The following is a 24,520-nucleotide window of genomic DNA, read 5'->3' as shown; positions in this document are numbered from 1 at the left end:
GCACCATTTAGCTGTCCCTCTCCTCTCGATCATTTAGCTGCTCGTGGGTGTCATCGCTTGCGCCCTGCTCCAACGCAAGAGGCTGCACCAGCTCTTGGTGCGGCGCCTGAGTTGGCAGGGGCGGGACTTCCAGACCGAGTGGGTGCTCACCGAAGTTGGTGTTGGGCTCCAGCGGAACTGTCAGGCGGAAACAGCTACCGACCGTCGGCACGCCAAAGGCATCGAGGTCTCCGCCGTGGAGCTGCGCGTCCTCGCGCGCGATTGCCAGTCCCAGGCCAGTGCCGCCGGTGCGCCGCACGCGGGAGGGGTCTGCGCGCCAGAAGCGGTTGAAGACCAGGTCTGCCTGCTCTGGCTTGAGTCCCACACCGTGGTCAACAACTGTGAAGGACACGGCGGAGTCGCTGGCATGAACCGTGACATCGACGGGATTGCCCTCACTGTGGTCCACCGCGTTGGCCATGAGGTTGCGCAGTACGCGCTCGATGCGGCGGGAATCAACGGTGGCAATGACTGGCTCTTCTGGCAGATGCAGCCGGATCGGAGTACCGGTTTCCTTAGCCACAACGGCCACTTGCTGATACGCGGCATCAACACAGCGGCGGACATCGACCTTTTCGGCGGAAAGGTCAGCGACGCCCGCGTCGTGGCGGGAGATTTCCAGCAGGTCATTGAGCAGCATCTCAAACCGGTCGAGCTCCTCATTCATGAGCTCTGCAGCGCGTCGTGTTGCCGGATCGAGGTCTTCAGCGCCATCGGCAATCATGTCGGCGGCCATGCGCACAGTGGTCAACGGGGTTCTCAGCTCATGCGACACGTCAGAGGTGAACTGCCGCTGCAGACTGCCGTACTCCTCCAGTTGCCTAATCTGCGTCGACAGCGATTCCGCCATCTTGTTAAAGCTCATGGCCAGTCGCGCCATGTCATCTTCGCCCTGTACCGCCATACGTTCGCGCAGGTGGCCATCGGCGAAACGCTGCGCAATTTGCGCGGCAGAGCGCACTGGCTGCGTCACCTGATTGGAGAAGAACCACGTGATGCCGCCAAGCAGCGCCAGAATCACAACCGTGGTGCCGGCGAGCAGGCCACGCACCAGCTTAATTGTGGATTCCTCTGCGGCCATTGGCGTCACTAAATAGAGCTCAAGGCCGTCCACCGAGGTCGAGGTGGGTGTACCGATGATTAGCGCCGAATAAGTGCCACCGTTTTCATCTGGCACTTGACGTACCTGATAGGCAATCTGTCCTTGCCGCACAATGTCATGCAGGCGCTGTGGCACCTCGGTGCCTGACGGCGAAGTCGCCAACACTGTGCCCCGTGGCACCGGCGCTAACAGAAGTGGCTCATAGCTTGTCAGTGGGGCCGAGCCCGCATTGGATGTGCGGTTGACCAAGGCATCTCGGCCGATATTGAGCAGTGCCTGCAACTCGTTGGCCGTGGAATTTTCTATCGCCTGCTCCACCACTGCGCGGGCACGATCAATTTCTTCATCCGCCGCCGTGACCTTAGCGTCAATCAACCGTTGAGCCACGATTGTTGCCAGCGCAAACCCCAGCACCGCAATCACCATCGCACTCAGTACGACTACAGAGGTGAGAATGCGAGCCTGAATCGATGTCCGCCAGAGCGTAATCGCCCACGTCAAAAATCGATTCGTGAGGTTTTGAAGCTTTGTAATTAATCGACGCAAGAAATGGCTCCCACTTAAGCTGACTAGCCCTTAGCCCTGTGGCCTAGTCGCCCGTCTTGTAACCGACACCGCGAACAGTGAGCACAATCTGCGGATTTTCCGGATCGAGCTCAATCTTCGAGCGCAGGCGCTGAACGTGCACGTTCACCAGACGGGTATCAGAAGTGTGCTGGTAGCCCCAGACTTTCTCCAGCAGCTCATCGCGGGAAAAAACCTGCTTCGGACGCGACGCAAGCGCATGCAGAAGATCGAACTCCAGCGGAGTCAGCGAAATTTCCTTGCCATCGCGGAACACAGCGTGACCAGGCACGTCAATGGTGAGGTCACCGACTTCAAGCGTCTCACTCGGGCTGTCCTCCTGCCGACGCAGACGGGCACGCACACGCGCAACCAGTTCCTTTGGCTTAAACGGCTTCGTCACATAGTCATCCGCGCCAGATTCCAGGCCGAGGACTACGTCGACCGTGTCAGTCTTCGCAGTCAGCATGATAATCGGCACCGCCGAAGTCTCGCGCACCGTACGGCACACATCAACACCGCCCATACCCGGCAGCATGAGGTCCAGCAGAATCAGGTCTGGGTTTTCCCTCTCGGCTGCTTCGACGGCATCAATGCCATTGTCTACAACTACGGTGTCGAATCCTTCACGTTCCATCACCATAGTGAGCATCTCGGCGATGGCCGGATCATCATCAACAACCAGGATTTTTGAGCTCATAAAATTTATTCTAAACGTTAAGGCGGATTGCTCCGCATCGATTAATTAAGATTTTCGCTAATCCATTCGATTAACTGGTTTGCCCCATCATCCCCAGTCAACACCAGCCACGGCGATTGCCACGAGGTTTCGGCAAACTTCAAATACGCCGCTAACGTGCGCTCTTGCAGGCTCGAGTCCTTTTCGTAGGCATCACGTACACGCTCAGAAACCGTCGCTTCACGGTGTCGTGCACGCCCTGCCGCCACGTCCACCGATGTGGCCAGGCAGACCTGAACGTCGGGAAGCGGAAGCTGAAACTCGCCGAATTCAGTCTTCTCAATCCACTCGACGATCGCGGAATCTCGCGTGCGTGCCTGGGAGTACGCCGCATTTGACGCAACGTAGCGGTCGATGATCAGCACGTCGTTCTCACTCGCCGCAGTCTCAATCGCTTGACGACGTTCCCTGCGATCCAGCGCGAACAACAACGCCATTGCCCACGCGGAGTCTGCGGCATCACCAAGCTGACCGTGCAGAGCCTGATCGGCGAAATCAGCGAATATAGTCTGCCGATACGCCGGGAACGTCATCGTACCGACGGAGTGACCGCGCCTTCGCAGCTCCTCAGATACAGCTGTGACCAAGGTATTCTTACCGGCGCCGTCAATTCCCTCGACCGCGATGATCATGTTCTAGCTCTGCCCTGTCCTGACGTGATGGTGCTTAGTAGCGGTAGTGCTCCGGCTTGTATGGGCCTTCGACATCGACACCGATGTACTCTGCCTGCTCCTTGGACAGGCGAGTGATTTCACCACCGAGGGCCTCGACGTGAATACGGGCGACCTTCTCATCGAGAATCTTCGGCAGACGGTGGACCGAATTGTCGTACTTATCACCGTTGCAGAACAGCTCAATCTGAGCGATGGTCTGGTCAGCGAACGAGGTCGACATGACAAACGACGGGTGACCGGTGGCGTTGCCCAGGTTCAGCAGGCGGCCTTCCGACAGCACGATGAGGGAGCGTTCTTCGCCGTCGGCATGCGGGAAGATGTACTCGGCGACCTGCGGCTTGATTTCCACCCGACGAACGTCGTCGCGGTGGTGGAGGCTGTGCATATCAATTTCGTTGTCGAAGTGACCGATATTGCCCAGAACTGCGTGGTCCTTCATTTGCTGCATGTGCTCGAAGGTGATGATGCCCTTGTTACCGGTAGCGGTAATCACAATGTCGACATCGCTGATGACGCTGTCAGTGGTGACAACATCGAAGCCGTCCATCAGAGCCTGCAGCGCGTTAATCGGGTCCGCTTCGGTGACCTGTACGCGAGCACCCTGGCCAGCCAGTGCCTCGGCGCAGCCCTTGCCCACGTCGCCGTAGCCGCAGACCAGTACGTTCTTGCCGCCAATCAGCATGTCGGTACCGCGGTTCAGGCCATCGATGAGGCTGTGGCGGGTTCCGTACTTGTTATCGAACTTGGACTTGGTGACTGCGTCATTGACGTTCATTGCCGGGAACGGCAGCAGACCCTGCTCTGCGAAGTGGTACAGGCGGTGGACACCAGTGGTGGTCTCCTCAGTAACACCCTTGACGGACTTGGCAATGCGGTGCCAGCGGCCAGAGTCCTTCTCCAGGCTCTCACGCAGCATGTCCTTGAAGGCGATGAACTCATCCGCGTCAGACTCATCAGCCGGCGGCACGAGGCCAGCATCCTCGAACTCCATACCCTTAATTACGGCCATGGTGGCATCACCGCCGTCGTCGAGAATCATGTTGGCATCTTCATCACCCCAGTCGAAGATGCGATCCAGGCACCACCAGTACTCCGGCAGTGTCTCACCCTTCCAGGCGAAGACCGGAACACCCTGCGGATCTTCCGGGGTGCCGTTCGGGCCGACGACGACGGCCGCTGCGGCCTCATCCTGAGTGGAGAAAATGTTGCACGATGCCCAACGAACCTGTGCGCCCAGCGCAGTGAGGGTCTCAATGAGCACGGCCGTCTGAACAGTCATGTGAATGGAGCCGGAGATACGGGCTCCGGCCAGTGGCTGCTGCTCTGCATATTCTTCACGCAGCGCCATCAGGCCCGGCATTTCATGCTCAGCCAGGCGAATCTGGTGACGGCCGGCGGCTGCCAGAGAAAGATCTGCAACCTTGAAATCAGTGTTCTTCGAAGTCATGTAACGCCTTCTTTTTAAGAAAATATGGATAAAAGTGGATTTAGTTCTAACTGCGCCTGGCCTACTCTGGGCATGAAAACCCGACTGTGGAGCTCGACCACAGGCACGGTGGTCTACTCTACCGCTTCGACAAAGTCTTCCAGTGCGGCCTGAGTGGACTCACTGAGTTCCCCCAGCAGAGTATCGAATACCTCGGATGCAATCGACTGCGCTTCTTCCTCATCGCCACTGCTGTCTGCGATGCCTTCGCGGATGAAGCTGTAATCCTCCAGGATTTCACCGCCGCCAAACGGAGCACCGTTCCAGATCGCGATGATGATTGCCGCTGCGATTGCGCATGTGGTTTCATCCTGGTCATCCGTGTCCAGTCCAATGCGCCCGGCGTCGATTAATGCGCCCGTGCGATCCTGCGGATCCAAATCTTGGACTTCATCGAAAAGTTCGATGACTGAATCATTGTGAAAAACCTCGGTATCCCAGACGGACATGGTGGAAACGCTCCCTTCGCGCTACGAACCAAAGGACCTCATTGGACTATTCAACTAATCGAACTATCCGAAAACCAGAAAACAGCACCACAGTGCGGCTTGCGGGCCTTATTCAGATTTTGTACCTGAGTTCTCGCCAATTTAACACTATGTGGGGCGTTGTAAGTCCGCCACCAGGAATTCCCTCTAGTCGAATGATTACGAGCATGTTAAGTTAGTTGCCAAGCCTCGTAATAAAACTGTTATCTTCTTTCATCGCAAGGTGAATCAACTCACGATAGGAGCACCAGATATGGCGAAGAAGGTTCTTGGAAGTCTGCTTCTCACGACCCTCCCGCTCAGTGCCGCACTCGTGAGCTGTTCCGCCAGTGGCGCTGCAGAGGATGCACGGCCAGATAATGCCGGCGCAAATTCAACAATGCGCTCTTCTGCTCCGCTGCCTCCAGTGCCCAGTGACGCAGAACTGGAGCAGCAGGGCGATAACTCCGGCGCTAATTCGGAATTGAACTCGACTCTCTCGGAATCGACCAGTATGTCGGTTCCTCATCAGTCGAACATCCCTACGACCGAGGATGACCCATACCTGCCTCCGCAGGCCTACATTCCGCCGTCTGGATCTGATTCGGCGGCAGAACCGACCACTGCAACGTCGATGCCAACCTCGACAACTCCTACCTCCACGGCGCAGGCACCTGAAGCACCTACCAGCCGCGTTGCCTCGCCGAAGCCGAGCAAGCCGGTACCACTGCTGCCAGACAATGGCTCCGGCAACAGCACTGAAAAGCCACAAGTTGGCGCTGGCACGACTGAGCCGACACCAGGCTCCAAGCCGGCACCGGAGACCTCGGAGAAGCCGAACACCCCAGATACTCCTGGCCAGCCTAGCGGTGGCAACTCCATTCAGGGTTCGAATCAGGGCCAGACCACGGCCCCGACGTCTACGCCGCGCCCAGAGATTCCAAAGTTGGAGCCGGATACCAGCTCACCGTCCACGCAGCAGGAGCCGAGTGACTCCGACAATGCCGGTGGCACGGGGATGACTGCACCAGAGTCGACGCAGCGGCAGGGCACGACTTCTCGGTCAGCGCCACAGTCTCAGGACAATACCGAGAACAATTCGGTGACAAATGGTTTCCGAAACCAAGCTCAGCGCCTGATTGATTGGGTGAATCCGGGAATTTAAGGCGGAATCAGCTCCCTTCCGCCTCCCGGCGCTAGAAGTAATCCCCTATATGCGAAAAGGACTCGAGGTCGAAAACCAGACCTCGAGTCCTTTTGTCATAGACGCGCTGGATGTGGGGCTCGGATTTCGAATCCGCGACATCCTTCGCGCTACAGCTACGGCAAAGCTTTTACATCACGTGTGGAATCGTGGCGACAAAAACTTCCGCATCTTCAGCTCCGGCCACGATATCGGTATCCGCAGTATCGACCGCTGGCACCCACGCTGCATGGCCACACGGCACTTCTATGTGTGCCTCACCATGCTGCAACGTCGCTGCCCCCTTGGTCAGCAGGACGATTGTCGCTGAGCCTTCATCCAGGTTCACTCGCTCACCCGGTTCAAGCTCACGCGAGCACAGGCGGAACTCGCGCACTGGTGCGGCATAGTAGTTCCAGCCATCATCACCACGCTGCGCTTGCAACACCGGCGACGGCAGTGGCCTGAAGGACAACACACGTAATAGCTCCACGACGTCGACATGCTTGGATGTCAATCCCCCGCGAAGGACATTGTCGGAATTGGCCATAATCTCCACGCCCATACCGTTGAGGTAAGCGTGCAGCTGACCGGCGCCGAGGAAAATAGCCTCACCCGGCTGCAGGCGGAGACGATTGAGCAGCATCGAACCCAGCACGCCCGGATCTCCCGGGTACTTGCGGGCAAGTTCACAGGTAGTCTGCGCCACCAGCGCAAACTCCTCATCGTCACTGGCGAACAACGCGCACTTGCCCGCCACTGCCGCGACAAGCTCATCCAGGACATCCTGCGGCAGCGTCAACCAGGTGGTGAACAGTGCGCGCAGACCACTTTCATCATCAGCAGCATCGAGCAGACCCATGTAGTGGTCGAGCTCTGGCACTGCCAACTGCGCAAATAGTTCCTTGGTGCGCGCCACCGGACGGAATCCAGCCAGCGCATCAAACTCAGTCAGCGCGACGATGAGCTCAGGCTTGTGGTTGTCATCGCGGTAGTTACGAAAGTGTGCTGTCGCTGGGATGCCTTGCGCGTTTTCATTGGCAAATCCCTCTTGTGCCTCCGCCAGTGTCGGATGTGCCTGAAGCGACAGCGGTTCATCCGCAGCGAGCAGCTTCAGCAGGAATGGCAGCTTTCCGCTGTCTGCTTGGCTGGCTGGTCCGAGTGCCGCGACTGGATCTTTCGCGATCAACTGATCGAGTGGCTCGCCGGCTACCGTCGCTGACGCCAGCGCGTGGGCACCAAACCACAGTTCGGCCCACGGCTTCGACGTTGGAGCATCCGCACCCGTGATTCTCGCCAGATGAGTACGAGAACCCCAGGGGTACGACTGCAGCACGGGGTCCAACAGATCCATGCCCGTATCACTCCTCTATTAGTCCAAATATTGACGCGTGCACGCCAATCTCACCGAGGGCCCGTACACTTGCCGTACGCTGAATAAACCCTCGGTGATACTTCCCGATTACGCGGAAAAGGCCGCAATTGCAGCGACCCTGGCTGCGGTAACGCATACCTCAACCAGTGGATGACGAGCTTCCGCGTCGAGTGCCGGACACTCCACACGAGCCCATCCCGCCTCACCGTAGTAGTCCCGGTGGTGGTCCACATTGGCCGGCGTGGCTAAAACAATCGTCCCCAACGGTAGCACTGTCGGGGCCTCATCCTCACCATCGATGAGTGGATCGTAGAAAATATCATGGGTTTTCTGGGGCTCTGCGGCGAGCAGCGCACCGATGCTTAAGGACAATTCGCTTAACGACGAAGCCCCCGCGACCACTCCTGCCTCCAGCATCTGCAGCTCAGATAGCTCCGCAACCGATTCCATCGCGGATGTCGTGGAGACAAACAGTGGGCGACGCTCAGTCAACCACAGCGCTGTCTGCCGAGCTGGATTGACTGTTTCATCACGCTGCGGTGAGCAGGCTGCGATGTCGACATCGACTGCGTCGGCGACTTCCTCGACTACACCAGCCGGCGCCAAGGCAGTCACCCCGCACTCGGTCAGTGCACTGGCAATGGCTCCGATGTAGCCGGTAAACGAGGCGGACTCTGCCATCGCCGGCCGTGGCACAATCACGGTGTCACGGCCCGCCGCGGCCCGCAGCGGGCCGTCTCCGGCATCCACCACTACTGTGGCTGCGCCTCGCCTATCAGCTTCCGCCAGTGCCATAGCAAGCGGGCTTCCCGGATTTTCGTCACAGACAATCACCAGGTCCAAGGCTCCGACAAAGTTCGGTAGCTTCTCCGCGATGGTAACCGGGCACCGAATATCGTCGGCAAGCGCGCAAACCGCCTCCGCGGCGAGCTGTGCCCGCCGGTCGCCAACGAGAATGACCGCGCTGCGTGGCAGTGGGAGCTGCGTAAATGCGCCAGCGCGCGTGGCGGACGCGGCGGCGCGAAGTGCAGCACCTGCGGTTGCGGCGCGGTAGAACAGCGCCTCTTGGCGCGGGTTCGAGGACGGAGTCGATGACGATGTCATAGTTCCAAGCATGCCTCAAAATGCGGTGTGACTGCTGGCCCCAATTGCTGTGGCGACTGCGAACCAGCCATCCTCGGCGCGAGATTAGCCGCGGATGATGCCGAGGACTTCTTCCACCAGCGCATCGACTTCTGCGCGCGTCGGGGCCTCCACATTGAGACGCAGAAGCGGCTCGGTGTTGGAGGCGCGGACGTTGAACCAGGCCTTGGAATCGGCCAATTCGATGGTCAGGCCGTCCATCCAGTCCGCAGACTCGGTGCGGTCAGCGAAGGCAGCCTCAACTTCCTTCTGCTTGGCCTTCTGCTCCTCAGCACTGCCCAGTCGGGAATTAATCTCGCCAGAGGCCTCGTAGCGCTTGAACTCCGCCATGAACTCGCTCAGTGGCTTGTCCTGCTCTGCCAGGGCAGCCAGGACGTGCATTGCAGCCAGCATGCCAGAGTCCGCGTTGAAGAACTCCTTGAAGTAGTAGTGCGCAGAGTGCTCACCGCCGAAGACGGCACCGGTCTCGGCCATCTGGGCCTTGATAAAGGAGTGGCCAACACGGGTACGCACCGGGGTGCCACCGTTTTCCTCAATCATCTCCGGCACAACGTGAGAGGTAATCAGGTTATGGATGATGGTCGCACCTGGGTACTCCTTCAGGTAGCGAGTAGCCACCAGCGCGCAGATTGCCGAGGGGCTTACTGGGTTGCCCTTTTCATCGACAACAAAGCAGCGGTCGGCATCCCCGTCGAAGGCGATACCGATATCCGCGCCCTGCTCCACGGTGAACTTCTGCAGGTCCACCAAGTTAGCTGGCTCCAGCGGGTTGGCCTCGTGGTTCGGGAAATTGCCGTCGAGCTCGAAGTAGAGATCAGCGACATCCATCGCGTCACCGAGAACGGCCGGAACGGTCAGACCACCCATGCCGTTGCCGGCATCGACGGCGACTTTCAGGCGACGTCCGGAGCGAATATCCACCAAGCCGTGGAGGAATTCGGCGTAGTCCGCCAGGACATCTTCCTGGTCAATCGTTCCCGGATTGCCCGTGTACTCCGGAATTCCGTCGACAAGCAAATCCTTAATCTGGCCGAGACCGGTCTCCTGACCAATCGGGCGGGCCAGCGCACGGCACATCTTGATGCCGTTGTATTCCGCCGGATTGTGGCTGGCGGTGAACATCGCGCCTGGGCATTCTTTAACGCCAGAGGCAAAGTAGAGCTCATCGGTAGAGGTCAGGCCGAGCAACGTGACATTGAGACCCTGCGCTGCAGCGCCTTCCGCAAAACGCGCTGCCAGCTCTGGCGAGGACTCGCGCATATCGTGCCCAATCACAGCGCGCGATGCGCCTTCTTCACGCATGATGTGGCCGAAGGCGGCTCCAATATCACCGACGAGGTCGGCAGTAATGCGCTCACCGACGACACCGCGCACGTCATAAGCCTTAATGGCGGCATCCAAGTCGGAACGATTGTAAGTGCCCACGAAAAACCTCTCTGGGTAAGTATCAGTTTTGGGAAAAATGATACTAGCCACAGAGAGGCTCTCACAAAGAAATGCTGTTCACTCCACAGCGTGCGCAGGATATCTTAAGAATCCTCCGGATCTGGTACTACATGCAGATGCCCACGCGCGGACTTCCAGGAGGAAGGGTGCCTGCTAGAGTCAATCTTGTAGACCTGCGGGCGAGTTTCTTCCTCTTCGCGCAGCACGAGGCCAGTCGCATTGCGGCCAGCCTCACGCACGGCTTCGGCCAGGGCGGTCAAGTCATCATCATCCTGAGCCGGCGACGGCACGTCGTAACGCACGAGCTCCCACCCCAGCGGTGCGGTGATGGAACGCGCGTGCTTCTCGCAGAGATCCCAGCTGTGCGGTTCGGACGCGGCGGCCAGCGGCCCCACAACAGCTGTCGACTCCGCGTAGGCATACGTCAACGTAGCTACGGCAGGTTTGCCGCAGCCGGGCCGGCAACAACGTCTAAAAACACTCACGCCATGAAAGTCTAGACCTTAACTTTAAGATTCGACAGTTATTCGGACACTTCGGGCGTTTTCGCTTGACGACGAACCCCCGCGCCCGCAGGCAGGTAGCGCATGAGAAAGAAGCCTAGTGCGACGTGGCCGATGCCGACCTCTCCCACCGCGCAAGGCCGACCGATTAAGCTCAGAGACTATGACTCCATCGGCACACACTCCGCGTTCGCTGCGACGCTCTCAGCGTCGTGGCCGGGGACTTCGCGGTCCCCTACTCCCGCCGGAGGTGCCCCGGTGGAAGAGCCGCTCAGAGGCCTTCGACCAGGCGGTCATTGACGCCTATGCCCCACTGGATCAGCGGTGGTCGAGGCAGCTATCCCACTTGGACATCGCCATTGACACCATTCCGCGCATGCAGTTGCGGCCCGATATGTACTTTCCGGAGGAAGTTGTTGCCGACGGTCCGGTACCCCTCGGCCGTTTGATTCCCGCAGGCATTGACCGGTTGGGCAACCCCACTCGCCCGTGTGTGGTTGTTTTTCGTCGCCCCATTGAGCGCCGCGTGAATAGCCGGCTAGAGCTCGACCAACTGCTGCGCTATGTGCTGACTCGCCTGTTAGCTGTGTACCTCGGCATCGATGCGATTGAGGTCGACCCCAATTTTGATGAGGAGTTCCTGTAGCAGACCGCGCGTGCCCTACTGCGGTGACGCATGCGCTAGCAATCGCTACCCCACTCTCCTCTGCAGGATTCAAACAAAACTGGCGGTGCGTATGAAGACTGTGGCCGTTTTCAGGCATTAAATCTTCATACGCACCGCCAGTTTCAAGCTAAGAAAAAATCCCCCGAGGAGTTCACCCCTGGGGAGACTGCGGTTGCTACACCAATTGCTGGTGCACGGCGAAGGGGTACGCTTAGCCGATTTCCTTCTTCAAACGACGACGCTCACGCTCAGAGAGACCGCCCCAGATTCCAAACCGCTCATCATGTTCGAGCGCGAATTCTAGGCATTCATCCCTAACACCGCATGCACGGCAGATTCGCTTTGCTTCGCGCGTGGAACCACCTTTTTCAGGAAAGAAGGCCTCCGGATCAGTCTGCGCGCAAAGAGCCTGCTCTTGCCAGTCCTGATCCACTGCCTCAAAAAGTCCCGAAAGATCGTCTGCCCACTCTGCCAACGGACGAGGCTGGTTTTCAGAGGAGCTTTCATTCACGTGGAGTTCACCCGCATTCGTCTCACTATCCACAGCAACGCCGCCATCAAACATGCTGGGCTTTTCCATGCCGAAGGCCTCCTGACGGTTCTCGCTGTGGGTCTCTAATTTGGGTTTAGTGTGTGAAACACACATTTGTGATTACACACGTGTAACCCGTCATCGGTCAAGCCGAACAGAAAATTTCGACGGAACTTTTCATTGCCCCAGAAGCCCCTCCCCCCGCGTTGGGGATGAAGTTCAGGTTGAAGGATAAGGTTTGGCAGACCTGCTGGTCACCTGAACTAAATCACTCCAGTCACACCAGTCACAATGACAACTTTGGCATTGCGATTGGTGTGAAGAAGCGCGCTTCCGCCCCGCCTACCTAGACGTCAGTCGAGAAACGCACGCCGTGGTCCGGAATTTGAACTCCCGGCCACACACGCGCACCGTTAATCAGCTCACAGCGCGCGCCGATGACAGCACCCTCACCAATAATCGCGTCAGAAATCACCGTCCGCGGCCCAATGTCCGCGCCGTCGGCGATGACCGAACGTTCGATAACAGCACCGGCGCCAATGCGTGCTCCATCAAAAATGACGGATTGATCAATCCGAGCACCCGCGCCAATTTCAGCGCCACGGCCGACAACAGAGCCGCCGTAGAGCAGTGCCCCGCCACCGACAGAAGCGGATTCGTCGACAAGCGACTCACCGTGCTTGCCCGCCAGTAGCGGCGAAGGAGCGATACCGCGCACCAAATCAGAGGAGCCACGCACGAAATCACTCGGCGTGCCCATATCGCGCCAGTAGGCGTAGTCCACGTGACCGTAGACGTCCATGCCGCGATCCAGCAGCGACGGGAAGATCTCGCGTTCAACGCTGATAGGGCGGCCAGCGGGGATTCCCTCAATGATTTCGCGGCGGAACACGTAGATGCCGGCGTTGATCTGATCAGTCGGCGGATCTTGGGTCTTCTCCAGGAATTCCAGCACTCGGCCGTCCTGGTCGGTCGGTACACAGCCGAAAGCGCGGGGATCGGGCACGCGCACCAGGTGCATGGTGACATCGGCGTTCTTTTCAGCGTGAGTATTGAGCACCGCACACAAATCGGTGCCGCCGAGAACGTCACCGTTGAAAATCATGGCGGTGTCATAGCGCAGCTTGTCGTAGACATTGCGGATACCGCCACCGGTGCCCAGTGGCTCTTCCTCGAAGACGTAATCAATCTCAAGGCCCAGGTCGGAGCCATCGCCAAAGTGTTCTTCAAAAACTTCGGCGCGGTAGGAAGTACCCAGCACCACGTGCTTCATGCCTGCTGCACGGATACGCCCCAGCAAATGCTCCAGGAATGGGTGCCCAGCGGTGGGCAGCATTGGCTTCGGGGTATTGACAGTAAGTGGGCGCAGTCGTGTGCCCTGCCCGCCGACGAGAATGACAGCGTCAGTCTGCGCAGCTAGTTCAGCGCCCGCCTGATTGGCAGAGTTCGCATCTGCCTTAAAAGCGAAGCCTGAATCGCCGCTCGGGCGAACTTCGGTGGTCATAAAATCGGTTACTTTCTGTGATGGATCGTTCCAACAGTTATTTAATTCCTACGCTTCTTTACAGCGATAATGACTTTGCCACGCAGGAACAGCCCCACGCGGAGTGCCAATCGCACCGGAGCAAGCGCGAGCCCGGGCAAGCGATCGGACATGAATCGATAGGCCGACTCATGGTGCGCCTTGACGGTAATTTCCGGATGCTTGCTGGCAGAATGCCCCTGCGCATGGCGAATCTCCGCACTCGGGCAGAAGATATTGCTCCAGCCCGCCTTTCCCAACCGGTCGCCCAAATCCACGTCTTCCATGTACATGAAGTAGCGCGTATCAAAGCCATCAATTTCCTCGAAGGCCTCCCACCGCAGCAGCAGACAGGCACCAGAGAGCCACCCGGCCGGCCGCTCGCGGTCCATATCGGAATCATCGCGGTAGCGCCGCGAGAACGGATTATTCGGCCAGATATCGGCCAGCAGCGCATGTCCGATGCCGCTTACCAGTTCAGGTACTGCGCGTGCCGACGGATACACGCTGCCGTCCGCCTCGCGAATCAGTGGACCAATGGCTCCTGCCTTGGGATTGCGCTGCGCGCAGTCCAACATCGCATCGATCGCGCCAGGAGCAAACACCACGTCCGGGTTGACCAACATGACGTAGTCAGGATTAATTTCGCCGTTTTCGCGGGCCTTGTTCAGCTCTGCGATGCCTCGATTAGCTGCGGCACCGTAGCCGATATTGCCGCCGGTACGCAGGAGCCGAACATCGGCACCGGTTTTCCTGGCCCGCGCTTCCTCTGCCTCAACCGAGCCGTCAACCGAACCATTGTCGGCCATAATCAGCCGCGTGGACGCACTGGCCGCCGGGCCGAGTGAGTCGACCAGCTGGCTCAAGTGCTTTCCCGGTGAGAAGGTCACTGTGACCACACCGAGCGGGAGCGTCGATGGTTGTCGAGAAGTCGAGGTTGCGTTCACAAACCTAGACCCTAGGACAGGATGGTCCTCAAAGTGTCCTGCCACTCCGGAAGCGGTTTAAGACCTGCATCACTCCAACTGGTGCCATCCAGAACCGACCATGCCGGGCGTTTTGCCGGACGCGGAAACTCGCTGCTATCGCAGGCCACCACACGGTCTGCGTCATGTCCCGTAATGCGGAAAACCTCGCGGGCTACCTCGTACCACGTTGCCTGGCCGCTGCCGGTGACATGGAATGTGCCTACAGGTGCGGTGTCCGGATCAGTCACCACACGCTCAACTAGCTCCCAAATGGCCACCGCTAAGTCGCCCACAAAGGTGGGATTGCCATGCTGGTCATCGACAACCTTGATTGTGGCGGGATTGCCGTCGTCATCGACAGCAGTTTCCGCTAAGCGCATCATTGTCGAAACGAAGTCCTTGGCCTCAGGCTGCGTTGGCCCCGACCAGACCCACGCAGTGCGCAGAATGGCAGCGCGCGCACCCGAATCACGGACGTTGTTCTCTCCCACTAGCTTGGTGCGGCCATACATTGTTCGTGGCGCGGTGAGGTCATCGGTGCCAAGCGGCGTGCGCTGGGCATCCGGCAACCCTTCGACGGCGACATCGCCAAAAACGTAGTCGGTGGAGATGTGAATGAGATAAGCGTCCTCTTTGACCGCGCGAGCACTGAGATACTTCGGGCCGAGCGCATTGACCAAGTGTGCCGAACCAGGATCGGATTCGGCACCATCGACATCGGTTGCCGCTGCCGCGTTGATGATGATGTCGACGTCGTCAAGCAAAGGCGTTGTGCTCACGGCATCCGAATCTGTGATGTCCAGCTGCGCCCTAGTGAGCGCGCGGATGTCGATTGGAAAATCTGGGACGCTCGCTTGCAGCGCTGTGCCCAACTGCCCGGCGGCACCAATGATGGCGACGACGGGGCGGGTAAATGGATTGCCAGAAGGAGCGCGCGAGGCGGAAATTTCAGACATATTCTTATTTATCACTATCGTAGATACGATTGACACTGTGTTGAGATGCCAACACGTTCGGTAGGACGGCTAAGGTTTATGTAGTTTTCCACGGCTGTGGGGCGAACCTACAGCACGGACTGCCTACACTGACCAAAGCACAGATTGATTGTCCATAAACGGTATTGAGGAGACCCGGTTTGAGCAGCAACACGCCACGCGCGCGTCACGCACGCGATATCCAAGCGCCACCCTCCTCTGCAGAGAGTACCGCTCAGGCATGGCCAGCCGCGCTACGCCACAGCCTGGTGCTGCTGTCGGCAATCATTCTGGTGGTTTCAGCTGTGGGCTGGTGGACTCTTGGCCGAACCACTGACAGCTTGAGCTCGGGCGGTGACTTCGGGCTCGGCAATGAAAAGGACGGCGCGACCGACATTCTGCTGGTCGGCTCGGACTCTCGTAAAGATGCCCAGGGCAATCCGCTGACCCCGGAGGAAGTAGAGCTGCTGCGCGCCGGCGATGAAGAGGCCACCAACACCGACACGATTATTGTGATTCGTGTCCCGTCCGATGGGTCTTCCGCCACGGCTATTTCCATCCCCCGCGACACCTACGTCCACACCAACCGTCTGGGAAATACCAAAATCAACGGTGTCTACGGCAATACCAAGCAGGAAGTTGAAGCGGAACTGGCCGAATCCGGCGCATCTCCAGAGGAGATTGAGCGCCGCTCCACCGAGGCTGGCCGTCTAGCTCTAATCCAGACCATCAGTGACTTAAGTGGCATTACTGTTGACCACTACGCCGAGATTGGTCTGTTGGGCTTCGTGCTGCTGACCGACGCCATTGGCGGCGTCGATGTCTGCCTGAACGCTCCGGTGTATGACGAATTTTCCGGCGCTGACTTCCCAGCGGGTCCGCAGACTCTCAAGGGAGCCGACGCTTTGTCGTTCGTCCGTCAGCGCCACGGCCTGCCGCGAGGTGACCTCGATCGCATTACTCGCCAGCAGGTTTTCATGGCGTCGTTTACCAACAAGCTGCTCGGCGCTGGCACGCTGTCCAACCCGGCGAAGCTGTCGGAGTTGGGCAATGCAGTCCAGCGTTCGGTGGTTCTCGATGACAACTGGGATGTCACCGGTTTTGCCACCCAGATGCAGGGGCTGACCGGCGGAAACGTGAAGTTTGAGACTATCCCGGTGACCTCGATTGACGGTGTTGGTGACTACGGCGAATCCGTGGTGACGATTGATAAGGGCCAGGTTCACAAGTACTTCGAGACCCTCCTGGGCACTGCGGAAGAGACCACCAAGGACAAGCCCGATAGCGAGAAGAAGGATGACCACGACGCGGCTAAGACCACCGTCAGCGTCTATAACGCCACGGGTATTGAAGGCCTGGCCACCAGCGTCGCCGGTGTGTTGACCGAAAAGGGCTACACCGAAGGCGAAATTGGCAATGCTGAATTCGCCGGTGTGGCAAGCAGCCAGGTCAACGCTGCAGATCCCGATGATCCTGCGGCTAAGGCTATCTCCGAGGCTCTCGGCGGTCTGCCCATTGTCCACGACCCGTCGCTGGATCCGCACCACATCTCTGTCACCGTGGCGGGCGACTACGCCGGCCCGGGTCTGTCCGCCGACGGCACCGCAGAAGGTGCCGGCGCCGGGGAGCCTGGCGAGACTGAGCCGCCTGCCGACGACGGTGCCAACGGTGACATCATCGGCCAGGAAGGCGGCGCCATTGAGCAAGATCCGCAGCCACCAATTGATGCTGGCGGCCTGACCTGCGTCAATTAAGAGCGCGAGCCGAAGCGCCCCGGGGGGGGGCAGGCATTAGTCGCCCGGGGCTTTAGGTTCTGGAGCCCTTCGGTGAGACCTCAGCGACATGCTCGATGAGGTTGTATTCCTCAATTGCGGCGAGCGAATCCTGGGCTTCCTGCTCGTCCAACACATTCATGATGAAGCCGTTTTGAACGAACACCCAGTCGTCCACCTCTAGCTCTGGCACATACATGGCTGAACACCGGCGCTTCTGACCTGCCATGTCCACCACCGCCATTGGCAATGGTCCATCGGCAATCTCGACGACGCGTGCGGGAATTCCTAAGCACATAGTCGCTATTCCGTCCTCTCCGAAGTTTGAACACCAGAAGCGTGGACATCGGCCGGTTCAGTCGAGCCAGCCGACTCCTTTTGATCATGCTCTCGCATGGTGAAAGTCATCAATCCCTTTGGCGCAGAGCTACATGGCAGGCAGGGATCGGCCGCCCAGATGGATTCCTCAATGCCCGCCGTTTCCTCCAGCGAAGCATCAGCAGCCTCTCCCCCACTTTCCGAGCTACCAGCACCGCACAGTTGCTCGGTGAGCATCCGCGTCAGCCACAGCTCATTTTGCGCCGTCGGCGTCATAATCTGGCAATCGGTCACAATGCCATCGCAACCAGCGGTGTAGCGATGCACAAGCAACCCACGCGGACCGTCCACGATGCCAACACCACTGCGCTCACCGGCAAAATCGGCGTTTTCAATCGCAGCTCGCGCATCAGGGGCGCACACCGTCGTGCCCAACAAATCAGGGTCCGCCAGCAACCGCCGCGCCCACGACACGGTGTCCGCCAGTAGTTGTCGCTGTGCGTCAGCGGGGCTTACCCCGTGCTTGCCGACGATCACCTGCCTGGCCACAGGTCCCACACGGTAAAACTGTGCCTTTACCTGTAACTCATCCTTCGCGCCAGGGGTATCGGAAACGGCGAAAATTGGCCGCGGTGCAGCGTCTCCCAGCCGCGTTTCTGTCACTCGGTCGGTCCACTGATTCGCCGGGAAAATCGCAGGTTCGCTCTCGCTTCTGTGGTCGCGCACTGCCAGATACTGCCCCAATGGGGAAAGCTCACCTGCAGCATCTACAGCTGCGACATCGAGACCGTCGAACGTGTCACTCCACGAATTATCCTCCGCGCTGTCCGTCGCTAGCTCGAATGCACTTTGGATAATCTCGGTGTCCGCCAGGGCATCGAGAGCCGCGCGAGCATCGTCTGCCAACTGGGCATCGACGGGTGCGCGTACACCGCCCGGCACGGCCACATCGGGAAAGTGCGAAGGCGAGCCGGCAGCACGCATCAGTGCCTTGCCCGCAAGCTTCATTGCCCGAGCGCCCTCGCGGTCGGTCGTAACGAACTTGGTGGCCAAATTATCCAGCGTCGAGCCAGCGGTCAGGAGCTCACGAATCAGCTGTGCGGTGCGTGGAATCTCCGTCAGCCCGTAGAGGTTCTCGACTGCGCGCACTCCGGCCAAATGGTGCACGACCGGGCACAGGCCACACAGCCGTTTAGTGATATCAGGCACGTCCAAGGCGCTTTTCCCGACCAGCATTCCGTCGATACGCGGCAGACCGGACAGATCAAAAGCTACCTGCGTAATGGCGCCGGTGTCATCGCGGTAGACATCCAGGCGCGCCTCGAAGGGATCGACGAGCTCATCGAGTTGGATATTTTGCGTCACCGGCACAGATTCGGATGACATTGTCCGCGTGAGCCTCCTTGCTTGCTTTGGCGTTGCGTATGGACGCTTCGCCATAATGGTAACCGTGCATGAACTTGGACTGTTGACCAGCGTGGTGGAGAAAATCGCCGAGGTCTGCCCCGGACGCACAGTCACGAAAGTGAATATGCGTGTCGGCGACCGCTCGGGCGTAGTCTACGATTCCCTGATTGCCGCCTGGCCAGTCGCCAGCACCGGCACTCAGTGTGAGGGCGCCGAGTTGGATGCGCAGCTCATTGTCTCTACCGTCTACTGCCCTACCTGCGATGCTGAGCATGAAATCGACGAGTTCTACGCGCTGACGTGCCCAGTCTGTGGCACGCCGACGGCTGATTTACGCCATGGGCGCGAGTTTGAAATCTCCAGCATTGAGGTCGAAACCTAACCGCTTAACCGCGCTCTTCGGCGAGCCAGTCATTGATCAGCTCGCGGGCCGCACCTTCCGCTTCGTCGATACCGCCGAGGGCCGTATCACTTAAACCGACGACCATATCGGCCGACTCATAGACGACACCGACCACGCCGACGCGCTCAGGCTCACGCCCGAGCAACCGCGCCGCGGTCAGAAGATCCAACAGCCCAACCTGGTGCGCCGACAGCTTCGCCGCCAGTAACCGCGGAATCTGGTCTCCGACAAGCTTGACGACGTCGCCAGGCTCGCCTGGCCCCGCAACTGCATCAAGCAGCAACAGGTTCTTCGCCTCCTGAACGATGGGAAGCAGCTCCATGCCGCAAGTGCCACCATCGATGTAGGCCACCGCTCCCGCCCATTGATCACCTCGCCCAGAGGTGTCGGAGGGATCGTCGAGACGCGACGGCGACCAAATTAGGTGAGCGGAATCGCCCGCGTGCGTAGCATCTCCCATGCCGGAGGATTCAAGCTCAGGGGCCAGTCTGCGCAGCAGCTCAAGGCCGATGCCGTCGTCGCCCATGACAGGATTTCCAATGCCGAGCACCGTCACCAACGGAGCGTCGGTGACGGTGCTATCGGTTGAGTTATCTTTTTCCAATTCTCGCCTAACCAATACGCGGAGAATCAACGGGCTGCGTGCCACGCGGCAGCCAGACCGAACCGCCAATCATCGACGACAGACCACCGTGGTTGTGGACCGCGTCGGAACGAATCACCAAGTAGACGTGGACAATGGCAAACAGCCAAATCAGGTACATGATGATTGTGTGAATCAGGCGGAAGTAGCCGATACCAATCCAGTGTGTGGGCATTGCCATTATCTGGAAGAACCAGTTGGACTGATCCATCATCGCGTAGAGCGACAGGCCTGTGAGCATCTGGATAAAGCACATCACGTAGATGCCGGTGTAGGCCAGCTGCTGCAGCGGATTGTGCGCGAAGTAGAACGGACCTTCCTTGCGCAGGAACAGGTAGTACTGCATCGTGTGCCAGAGGTCCTTGACATCCTGCTTACTGTAAATCGGCCACAGTGCCCGCCATCGTGTCTGACGGTCCCGGGTAATAAACAGCAGGATAAAGCGCCAGAGGCCCACCGCAATCCACAGGAATCCGGCCAGGAAGTGCACGAACCGGACATAGCCCATAGCAAATCCCGCAGCCGAGCCATCGTAGGTGCGTTCGGTCAGGTAAGGCTGCATGATGTACCAACCCGACAGGGTCATCACAATCATCAGCGCCAAGTTCAGCCAGTGCTGAATACGCAGCGCGGTGCCCCACAGGTGAACTTCCACCCAGGAGCCAGAGCCCTTCTTGTTTTCCTCCGTTGCCTTTTCAGGGCTGCGCAGGCCCAGTGCCACGAAGCCTTCGAAGATGAAATCTCCGGTGATGTTGCCGTCTTTGTCAATCGGCGCCAACGCAACACCAAGATTTCGGTGACCGCGACCGTGATGCATGTTTGCATTGCGGCGCAGCAGAACACCTTCTTCCCTGCTCATCTTCGAGGCCTTGGCCACCGAGTCGAGCTCGCCACGCATGATTGCCACATCGACGACCTGGCCGGCGATAGCAAATCCCTGAATCTTCGCAATCGAATAGCGACGCTCCGGTGTGGCCGGCTCGAAGGAATCCGGCACCATCTTCATCGACGGTGTGCCATCGAGGTTGAACAGGTCATCGCGACGGCGCCGCAAGCTGTTGGCCAGTGCGGAGTCCACTGGGTCAGTGGTATCACTCGGCACCACGGCCGCCGCCTGAATGACTTCCGACGGCGACAGCCAGTGGCTGGTATGCGCATCGATAACTGCGATTACCAGCGGGTTGCCCTTGGGGTCATGGATTATGAATTCCGTATTTTCTGCCGCCGAGGTTGTCATGGCGTCGTCACCTTAAACATCTCCTGACCTTCGGGGTCCAGGACATGGACAGCGCAGGCCATACACGGATCGAAAGAGTGGATTGTGCGCAGCGGTTCCAATGGCTGCTCTGGATCAACTAGTGGGTGCGTGCCGTCGCCAGCCAATGCGTGCTCGTACGGGCCGAGCTGCCCCTTCGGGTCACGGCCACCGGCAAGCCACGTGGTTGGAACCACGGCCTGGTAGTTGGTCACCTTGCCGTTTTCAATCTTGACCCAATGGCTCAGCATTCCGCGCGCGACCTCGATGAAGCCCACGCCCTGGCACTTATCCGGCCAGGAGGTCGGCTCCCAACGGGTGTTGTCGAATACGTCGATATCGCCGTTCTTCAGTGCTTCGACGAACTCCGGGAAGATGTGATCTGCCAGGTAGTTCGCGGTGGTCACCGATTCCACAGCGCGGGCGTAGGTGCGGCCCGCGGTGGAGTTCATCTGCTCAACGCGCAAGTCGAGCTTCGCCAGCACATCGTCGACCAGGCGAACCGTCTCCGGCTCCTTCTGCAGGTATGCCAGCAGCACACGGGCAACCGGGCCAACTTGGACAGCACGACCGTCGTAACGCGGTGCCTTCGACCAGGTGTACTTGTCATTGTCCGACAGCCACTCAAACGGCGGCTTTGGACCGGTGTAGTTCACCGTGGTCTCGCCGTCGTACGGCTTCAGACCGACATCGTCGCCAGCTTCCTGCTTGTACCAGGCGGAGCTGATGAACTCTTCGATTTTCTCCGGCTGGAATGGGTGCAGCTTGGTGTAGTCACCGTCGAGGATGACACCCGGCTTGATGTTCGGGTGCACGGTCTTGACACGGGACTTGGCGGGGTCGCCGGAGTAGGTGGCCCCGGCCATACCAACTGCCAGGAAGGAGTCGGAGGAGCGTCCGATGTCGAAGTAGTCCTTGTAGACACTCATGATTGCGACTGCGTCCGGGTAGAAGCAGTCATTGACAAACTCCACAATCTCATCAATCCAGGACTTAATCTGGTCCAACCCAACCTGGTTGACTGTCTCCGAGCGATCCGGATCGATGGAGCATGCCATGCCGCCGACCAGGAAGTTCGGGTGTGGATTCTTACCACCGAAGACGGTGTTGATGCGGATGATAGAGCGCTGGAATGCCAGTGCGTCGAGGTAGTGCGCAACCGCCATCAAGTTGGCCTCTGGCGGCAGGCGGTAGTCCTCATGTCCCCAGTAGCCACCGGTGAAGATGGACAGCTGACCGGAGTCCACGATGCCCTGGACGGTTTCCTTGACGCGGGCGAACGTTTCTTCGTTATTGCCCTTCCACGTCGAGCCAATCGACTGTGCGAATTCAACGGTCTTCTTCGGGTCTGCCTCAAGCGCCTTGGTGACGTCAATCCAGTCCAGCCCGTGCAGGTGGTAGAAGTGCACGACGTGGTCATGAATCTCCTGCGAGGCAATCACCATGTCGCGGATGCGTCGTGCCTGCGGCGGTGGGGTCGAGCCAATTGCGTCTTCGACGGCGGCAATCGATGCCACCGAGTGAGTACCGGTGCACACACCACAGATACGCCCAACGAAGGCCCACACATCGCGGGGATCGCGGTTTTTCACAATGGTCTCAATGCCACGGAACTGAGTGGTCTCACTCCAGGCGGTCTTAATCTGATCGCCCTCGCGCTCCAGCTCAATACGAAGGTGACCTTCAATACGGGTAATCGGGTCAATTACAACTTTTTCAGTAGCCATGATCTCAGCCCTTGCCTGCCCTTAGTTGTCCTTCGATTCGCTTGCGGGTCCGCCGGTTGCCGACTGCCCCTGTGCGTCCAACGAGTCCGAGGAGGTGGAAATCTGTGGAGCTTCCTTGCCCTCCACACCGCCAAACGCGGCCAGCACCTTTTCTTCGCCGTTGGCGCGCTTGATCCTCATCTCCTTGACCACAGTGAGTCCACCGTGGATTGCTGCACCTGCTGCGGTAGCGGCCAACAGACCAACGCCGACCTTGTTCACGCTGGACTCCACACCAATGCCCGGGATGCCCGGCAGCTTGTCGTAGAACGGGGTGAACTGGTCGAAGAAGTCCTTTTCTGTACAACCAATGCATGGGTGACCAGCGCCGATTGGCCAGCCGGACTTTAGGTTCCACTGAACAATCGGGCACGGACTAAATGTGGACGGGCCCTTACAGCCGACCTCGTACAGGCACCAGCCGTTGCGGGCACCCTCATCGTCGAAGGTCTCAACAAACTGGCCGGCGTCGAAGTGTGCACGGCGCGGGCAGGAGTCGTGAATACGCTGGTCATAGGCAAACTTCGGGCGCCCCTCAGCGTCGACCTCCGGAGCCTTTCCGTAGGTCAGCACGTACGTCAGGGTGGCCGTAATAACCTCACCAATCGGCGGGCAACCAGAGACGTTAATCACCGGCTTGTCCTTGATGATTTCATCGACGCCCTTGGCACCGGTTGGGTTTGGCTTTGCCGCCTGTACGGAACCCCAGACAGCGCAGGCGCCGACGGCCAGAATTGCCGTGGCCTTCTCAGCTGCCTCCAGCAGCACCTGCTCAGCTGACTTGCCGCCGATGGTGCAGTACGCACCGTTTTCACCAGTTGGAATTGAGCCGTTGACCACCAGAATGTGGTCCTCGGAGTTCATGTCCTCCAGTGCCTTTTCAGCTGCGCGACCGGAGGGCGCCATCAGCAGCTCGTTGTAGTCCATCGAGACCAGGTTCAGCACCACATCTTCTGCGGTGGTGCCGCCGGAGCGCAGTACGGATTCCATACATCCGGTGCACTCCTGCAACTGCAGCCAAGCCACCTTCGGCTTCTTCACAGCCGAGAGCTTGTCCGCGATTTCCTCCGCCGATGGAGTCAGCGACTGTGCCGCGGCCTCACCGACGTTAGGAGTTCCAGCGGCGAAGATTGCCGCCATGGTGCCACAAAACTTCATGAAACTGCGCCGTGAGACACCAGCTCGCGCGAGGTTGTCGCCGAGGGTCCCTTCCTGCCAGTTCGCGCCACTAATCATTTATCGCTGCGCCTTCTACATAGTTATTGAGGTAATTGGGTTCAGAGGTTTTACAAGTACTTAGGCCCAATGCCGCATACAAGGCCAGTATAGCTACCTAATAAAAAACTTAAATAACGGCGCTGTGGTGCAGTTATACCGAAACATTATGCAATATAAATGTTGCGTAAATGTCATTCCAGGTAAGGCGAATTAACGAGACTTTTTGTTACAAAACGCTACGAAGTGTCACCTATCCCCCGCACTAGGGTGACGCGCGCGCAGGGGCCTCCGGGCCGTCGTAAAGCGCGCCAAAAACGCACCGAAATGTGTTCGCCTTACGACGGCTCCCGCGTC

23 protein-coding genes are annotated in these 24,520 nt (G+C 58.9%); 4 read left to right on the top strand and 19 right to left on the bottom strand.

Translation table 11 applies throughout. The features are described 5' to 3' along the window. Positions 1 to 7: 7 nt before the first annotated feature. The 5 genes from mtrB to Q4E11_RS06400 form a co-directional block, all read right to left on the bottom strand. Positions 8 to 1,642: an MtrAB system histidine kinase MtrB gene (gene mtrB / locus Q4E11_RS06420; protein ID WP_303164553.1), complete on the bottom strand. Its 1,635-nt coding sequence runs from the start codon at positions 1,640 to 1,642 to the stop codon at positions 8 to 10. 88 nt (positions 1,643 to 1,730) lie between these two features. Continuing rightward, positions 1,731 to 2,405, bottom strand: a complete 675-nt coding sequence (gene mtrA / locus Q4E11_RS06415; RefSeq protein WP_303164551.1) for an MtrAB system response regulator MtrA — start codon at positions 2,403 to 2,405, stop codon at positions 1,731 to 1,733. Positions 2,406 to 2,446: 41 nt separating this feature from the next. Further along, positions 2,447 to 3,076, bottom strand: coding sequence for a dTMP kinase (locus Q4E11_RS06410; RefSeq protein ID WP_303164545.1), 630 nt, complete (start codon positions 3,074 to 3,076; stop codon positions 2,447 to 2,449). A 34-nt stretch (positions 3,077 to 3,110) separates the two neighbouring features. Beyond that, positions 3,111 to 4,565, bottom strand: coding sequence for an adenosylhomocysteinase (gene ahcY / locus Q4E11_RS06405; protein WP_303164544.1), 1,455 nt, complete (start codon positions 4,563 to 4,565; stop codon positions 3,111 to 3,113). 113 nt (positions 4,566 to 4,678) lie between these two features. Next, the gene (locus Q4E11_RS06400) at positions 4,679 to 5,053 is read right to left on the bottom strand and encodes a DUF4259 domain-containing protein (protein ID WP_303164543.1); all 375 of its coding nucleotides are present in this window, start codon (positions 5,051 to 5,053) and stop codon (positions 4,679 to 4,681) included. Positions 5,054 to 5,345: 292 nt separating this feature from the next. Between Q4E11_RS06400 and Q4E11_RS06395 the strand changes: the two genes are divergently transcribed. Next, on the top strand, positions 5,346 to 6,236 hold the full coding sequence (locus Q4E11_RS06395; protein ID WP_303164541.1) for a hypothetical protein: 891 nt from the start codon (positions 5,346 to 5,348) through the stop codon (positions 6,234 to 6,236). A 169-nt stretch (positions 6,237 to 6,405) separates the two neighbouring features. On the opposite strand, the gene manA is transcribed toward Q4E11_RS06395, so the two are convergent. The 4 genes from manA to Q4E11_RS06375 form a co-directional block, all read right to left on the bottom strand. Then, complete coding sequence (manA, locus tag Q4E11_RS06390; RefSeq protein ID WP_303164540.1) at positions 6,406 to 7,608, bottom strand: mannose-6-phosphate isomerase, class I; 1,203 nt, start codon at positions 7,606 to 7,608, stop codon at positions 6,406 to 6,408. A gap of 108 nt (positions 7,609 to 7,716) precedes the next feature. Further along, positions 7,717 to 8,733: a hypothetical protein gene (locus Q4E11_RS06385; RefSeq protein WP_303164538.1), complete on the bottom strand. Its 1,017-nt coding sequence runs from the start codon at positions 8,731 to 8,733 to the stop codon at positions 7,717 to 7,719. An 84-nt stretch (positions 8,734 to 8,817) separates the two neighbouring features. Continuing rightward, complete coding sequence (locus Q4E11_RS06380; protein ID WP_303164537.1) at positions 8,818 to 10,197, bottom strand: phosphomannomutase/phosphoglucomutase; 1,380 nt, start codon at positions 10,195 to 10,197, stop codon at positions 8,818 to 8,820. Positions 10,198 to 10,301: 104 nt separating this feature from the next. Continuing rightward, positions 10,302 to 10,703 (bottom strand): DUF3499 domain-containing protein, encoded by a 402-nt coding sequence (locus tag Q4E11_RS06375; protein WP_303164536.1) that lies wholly within the window; start codon positions 10,701 to 10,703, stop codon positions 10,302 to 10,304. Between the two features lie 181 nt (positions 10,704 to 10,884). Here Q4E11_RS06375 and Q4E11_RS06370 point away from each other — a divergent pair, with 181 nt between their 5' ends. Then, positions 10,885 to 11,367 (top strand): metallopeptidase family protein, encoded by a 483-nt coding sequence (locus Q4E11_RS06370; RefSeq protein WP_303164534.1) that lies wholly within the window; start codon positions 10,885 to 10,887, stop codon positions 11,365 to 11,367. A 232-nt stretch (positions 11,368 to 11,599) separates the two neighbouring features. Here the strand turns inward: Q4E11_RS06370 and Q4E11_RS06365 are convergent, their stop codons facing one another. From Q4E11_RS06365 to rfbD, 4 genes are all read right to left on the bottom strand, one after another. Then, complete coding sequence (locus Q4E11_RS06365; protein WP_303164531.1) at positions 11,600 to 11,968, bottom strand: WhiB family transcriptional regulator; 369 nt, start codon at positions 11,966 to 11,968, stop codon at positions 11,600 to 11,602. A 298-nt stretch (positions 11,969 to 12,266) separates the two neighbouring features. After that, positions 12,267 to 13,424, bottom strand: coding sequence for an NDP-sugar synthase (locus tag Q4E11_RS06360; protein ID WP_303164529.1), 1,158 nt, complete (start codon positions 13,422 to 13,424; stop codon positions 12,267 to 12,269). Positions 13,425 to 13,465: 41 nt separating this feature from the next. After that, entirely contained in the window at positions 13,466 to 14,389 is a 924-nt protein-coding gene (locus Q4E11_RS06355) for a glycosyltransferase family 2 protein (protein WP_303164527.1), read from the bottom strand. Between the two features lie 11 nt (positions 14,390 to 14,400). Next, the gene (rfbD, locus tag Q4E11_RS06350; RefSeq protein ID WP_303164524.1) at positions 14,401 to 15,366 is read right to left on the bottom strand and encodes a dTDP-4-dehydrorhamnose reductase; all 966 of its coding nucleotides are present in this window, start codon (positions 15,364 to 15,366) and stop codon (positions 14,401 to 14,403) included. 179 nt (positions 15,367 to 15,545) lie between these two features. Here rfbD and Q4E11_RS06345 point away from each other — a divergent pair, with 179 nt between their 5' ends. Beyond that, the gene (locus Q4E11_RS06345; protein ID WP_303164521.1) at positions 15,546 to 17,138 is read left to right on the top strand and encodes an LCP family protein; all 1,593 of its coding nucleotides are present in this window, start codon (positions 15,546 to 15,548) and stop codon (positions 17,136 to 17,138) included. Between the two features lie 52 nt (positions 17,139 to 17,190). Here the strand turns inward: Q4E11_RS06345 and Q4E11_RS06340 are convergent, their stop codons facing one another. Beyond that, positions 17,191 to 17,454, bottom strand: a complete 264-nt coding sequence (locus Q4E11_RS06340; protein WP_303164519.1) for a HypC/HybG/HupF family hydrogenase formation chaperone — start codon at positions 17,452 to 17,454, stop codon at positions 17,191 to 17,193. Positions 17,455 to 17,459: 5 nt separating this feature from the next. Beyond that, positions 17,460 to 18,860, bottom strand: coding sequence for a nickel-dependent hydrogenase large subunit (locus Q4E11_RS06335; protein WP_303164517.1), 1,401 nt, complete (start codon positions 18,858 to 18,860; stop codon positions 17,460 to 17,462). 55 nt (positions 18,861 to 18,915) lie between these two features. Between Q4E11_RS06335 and Q4E11_RS06330 the strand changes: the two genes are divergently transcribed. Further along, complete coding sequence (locus tag Q4E11_RS06330; protein ID WP_303164515.1) at positions 18,916 to 19,263, top strand: hydrogenase maturation nickel metallochaperone HypA; 348 nt, start codon at positions 18,916 to 18,918, stop codon at positions 19,261 to 19,263. Positions 19,264 to 19,267: 4 nt separating this feature from the next. On the opposite strand, the gene Q4E11_RS06325 is transcribed toward Q4E11_RS06330, so the two are convergent. Genes Q4E11_RS06325 through Q4E11_RS06310 form a run of 4 tightly spaced genes read right to left on the bottom strand, consistent with a single transcriptional unit; the run spans position 19,268 to position 24,184 of the window. Then, a complete protein-coding gene (locus tag Q4E11_RS06325; RefSeq protein ID WP_368410410.1) occupies positions 19,268 to 19,843 on the bottom strand; it encodes a hydrogenase maturation protease in 576 nt (191 codons plus the stop codon). 52 nt (positions 19,844 to 19,895) lie between these two features. After that, complete coding sequence (gene cybH, locus Q4E11_RS06320) at positions 19,896 to 21,164, bottom strand: Ni/Fe-hydrogenase, b-type cytochrome subunit (RefSeq protein WP_303164511.1); 1,269 nt, start codon at positions 21,162 to 21,164, stop codon at positions 19,896 to 19,898. Next, positions 21,161 to 22,909, bottom strand: a complete 1,749-nt coding sequence (locus tag Q4E11_RS06315) for a nickel-dependent hydrogenase large subunit (protein WP_303164508.1) — start codon at positions 22,907 to 22,909, stop codon at positions 21,161 to 21,163. Before Q4E11_RS06315 ends, cybH begins: the two co-directional genes overlap by 4 nt. 21 nt (positions 22,910 to 22,930) lie before the next feature. Continuing rightward, positions 22,931 to 24,184, bottom strand: coding sequence for a hydrogenase small subunit (locus Q4E11_RS06310; protein WP_303164506.1), 1,254 nt, complete (start codon positions 24,182 to 24,184; stop codon positions 22,931 to 22,933). Between the last annotated feature and the right edge of the window lie 336 nt (positions 24,185 to 24,520).

The organism is Corynebacterium sp., assembly GCF_030532195.1.
Lineage (GTDB): Bacteria > Actinomycetota > Actinomycetes > Mycobacteriales > Mycobacteriaceae > Corynebacterium.
The sequence above is the reverse complement of the archived record's forward strand: the minus strand, read 5'-3'. Positions and strand labels throughout refer to the sequence as shown.

Excerpts from the sequence above, each read along its gene's own strand:
- mtrA (WP_303164551.1), bottom strand. The coding sequence starts at position 2,405 with ATGAGCTCAAAAATCCTGGTTGTTGATGATGATCCGGCCATCGCCGAG.
- Q4E11_RS06410 (WP_303164545.1), bottom strand. The coding sequence starts at position 3,076 with ATGATCATCGCGGTCGAGGGAATTGACGGCGCCGGTAAGAATACCTTG.
- ahcY (WP_303164544.1), bottom strand. The coding sequence starts at position 4,565 with ATGACTTCGAAGAACACTGATTTCAAGGTTGCAGATCTTTCTCTGGCA.
- Q4E11_RS06400 (WP_303164543.1), bottom strand. The coding sequence starts at position 5,053 with ATGTCCGTCTGGGATACCGAGGTTTTTCACAATGATTCAGTCATCGAA.
- Q4E11_RS06395 (WP_303164541.1), top strand. The coding sequence starts at position 5,346 with ATGGCGAAGAAGGTTCTTGGAAGTCTGCTTCTCACGACCCTCCCGCTC.
- manA (WP_303164540.1), bottom strand. The coding sequence starts at position 7,608 with ATGGATCTGTTGGACCCCGTGCTGCAGTCGTACCCCTGGGGTTCTCGT.
- Q4E11_RS06385 (WP_303164538.1), bottom strand. The coding sequence starts at position 8,733 with ATGACATCGTCATCGACTCCGTCCTCGAACCCGCGCCAAGAGGCGCTG.
- Q4E11_RS06370 (WP_303164534.1), top strand. The coding sequence starts at position 10,885 with ATGACTCCATCGGCACACACTCCGCGTTCGCTGCGACGCTCTCAGCGT.
- Q4E11_RS06365 (WP_303164531.1), bottom strand. The coding sequence starts at position 11,968 with ATGGAAAAGCCCAGCATGTTTGATGGCGGCGTTGCTGTGGATAGTGAG.
- Q4E11_RS06360 (WP_303164529.1), bottom strand. The coding sequence starts at position 13,424 with ATGACCACCGAAGTTCGCCCGAGCGGCGATTCAGGCTTCGCTTTTAAG.
- rfbD (WP_303164524.1), bottom strand. The coding sequence starts at position 15,366 with ATGTCTGAAATTTCCGCCTCGCGCGCTCCTTCTGGCAATCCATTTACC.
- Q4E11_RS06340 (WP_303164519.1), bottom strand. The coding sequence starts at position 17,454 with ATGTGCTTAGGAATTCCCGCACGCGTCGTCGAGATTGCCGATGGACCA.
- Q4E11_RS06335 (WP_303164517.1), bottom strand. The coding sequence starts at position 18,860 with ATGTCATCCGAATCTGTGCCGGTGACGCAAAATATCCAACTCGATGAG.
- Q4E11_RS06330 (WP_303164515.1), top strand. The coding sequence starts at position 18,916 with ATGGTAACCGTGCATGAACTTGGACTGTTGACCAGCGTGGTGGAGAAA.
- cybH (WP_303164511.1), bottom strand. The coding sequence starts at position 21,164 with ATGACAACCTCGGCGGCAGAAAATACGGAATTCATAATCCATGACCCC.
- Q4E11_RS06315 (WP_303164508.1), bottom strand. The coding sequence starts at position 22,909 with ATGGCTACTGAAAAAGTTGTAATTGACCCGATTACCCGTATTGAAGGT.
- Q4E11_RS06310 (WP_303164506.1), bottom strand. The coding sequence starts at position 24,184 with ATGATTAGTGGCGCGAACTGGCAGGAAGGGACCCTCGGCGACAACCTC.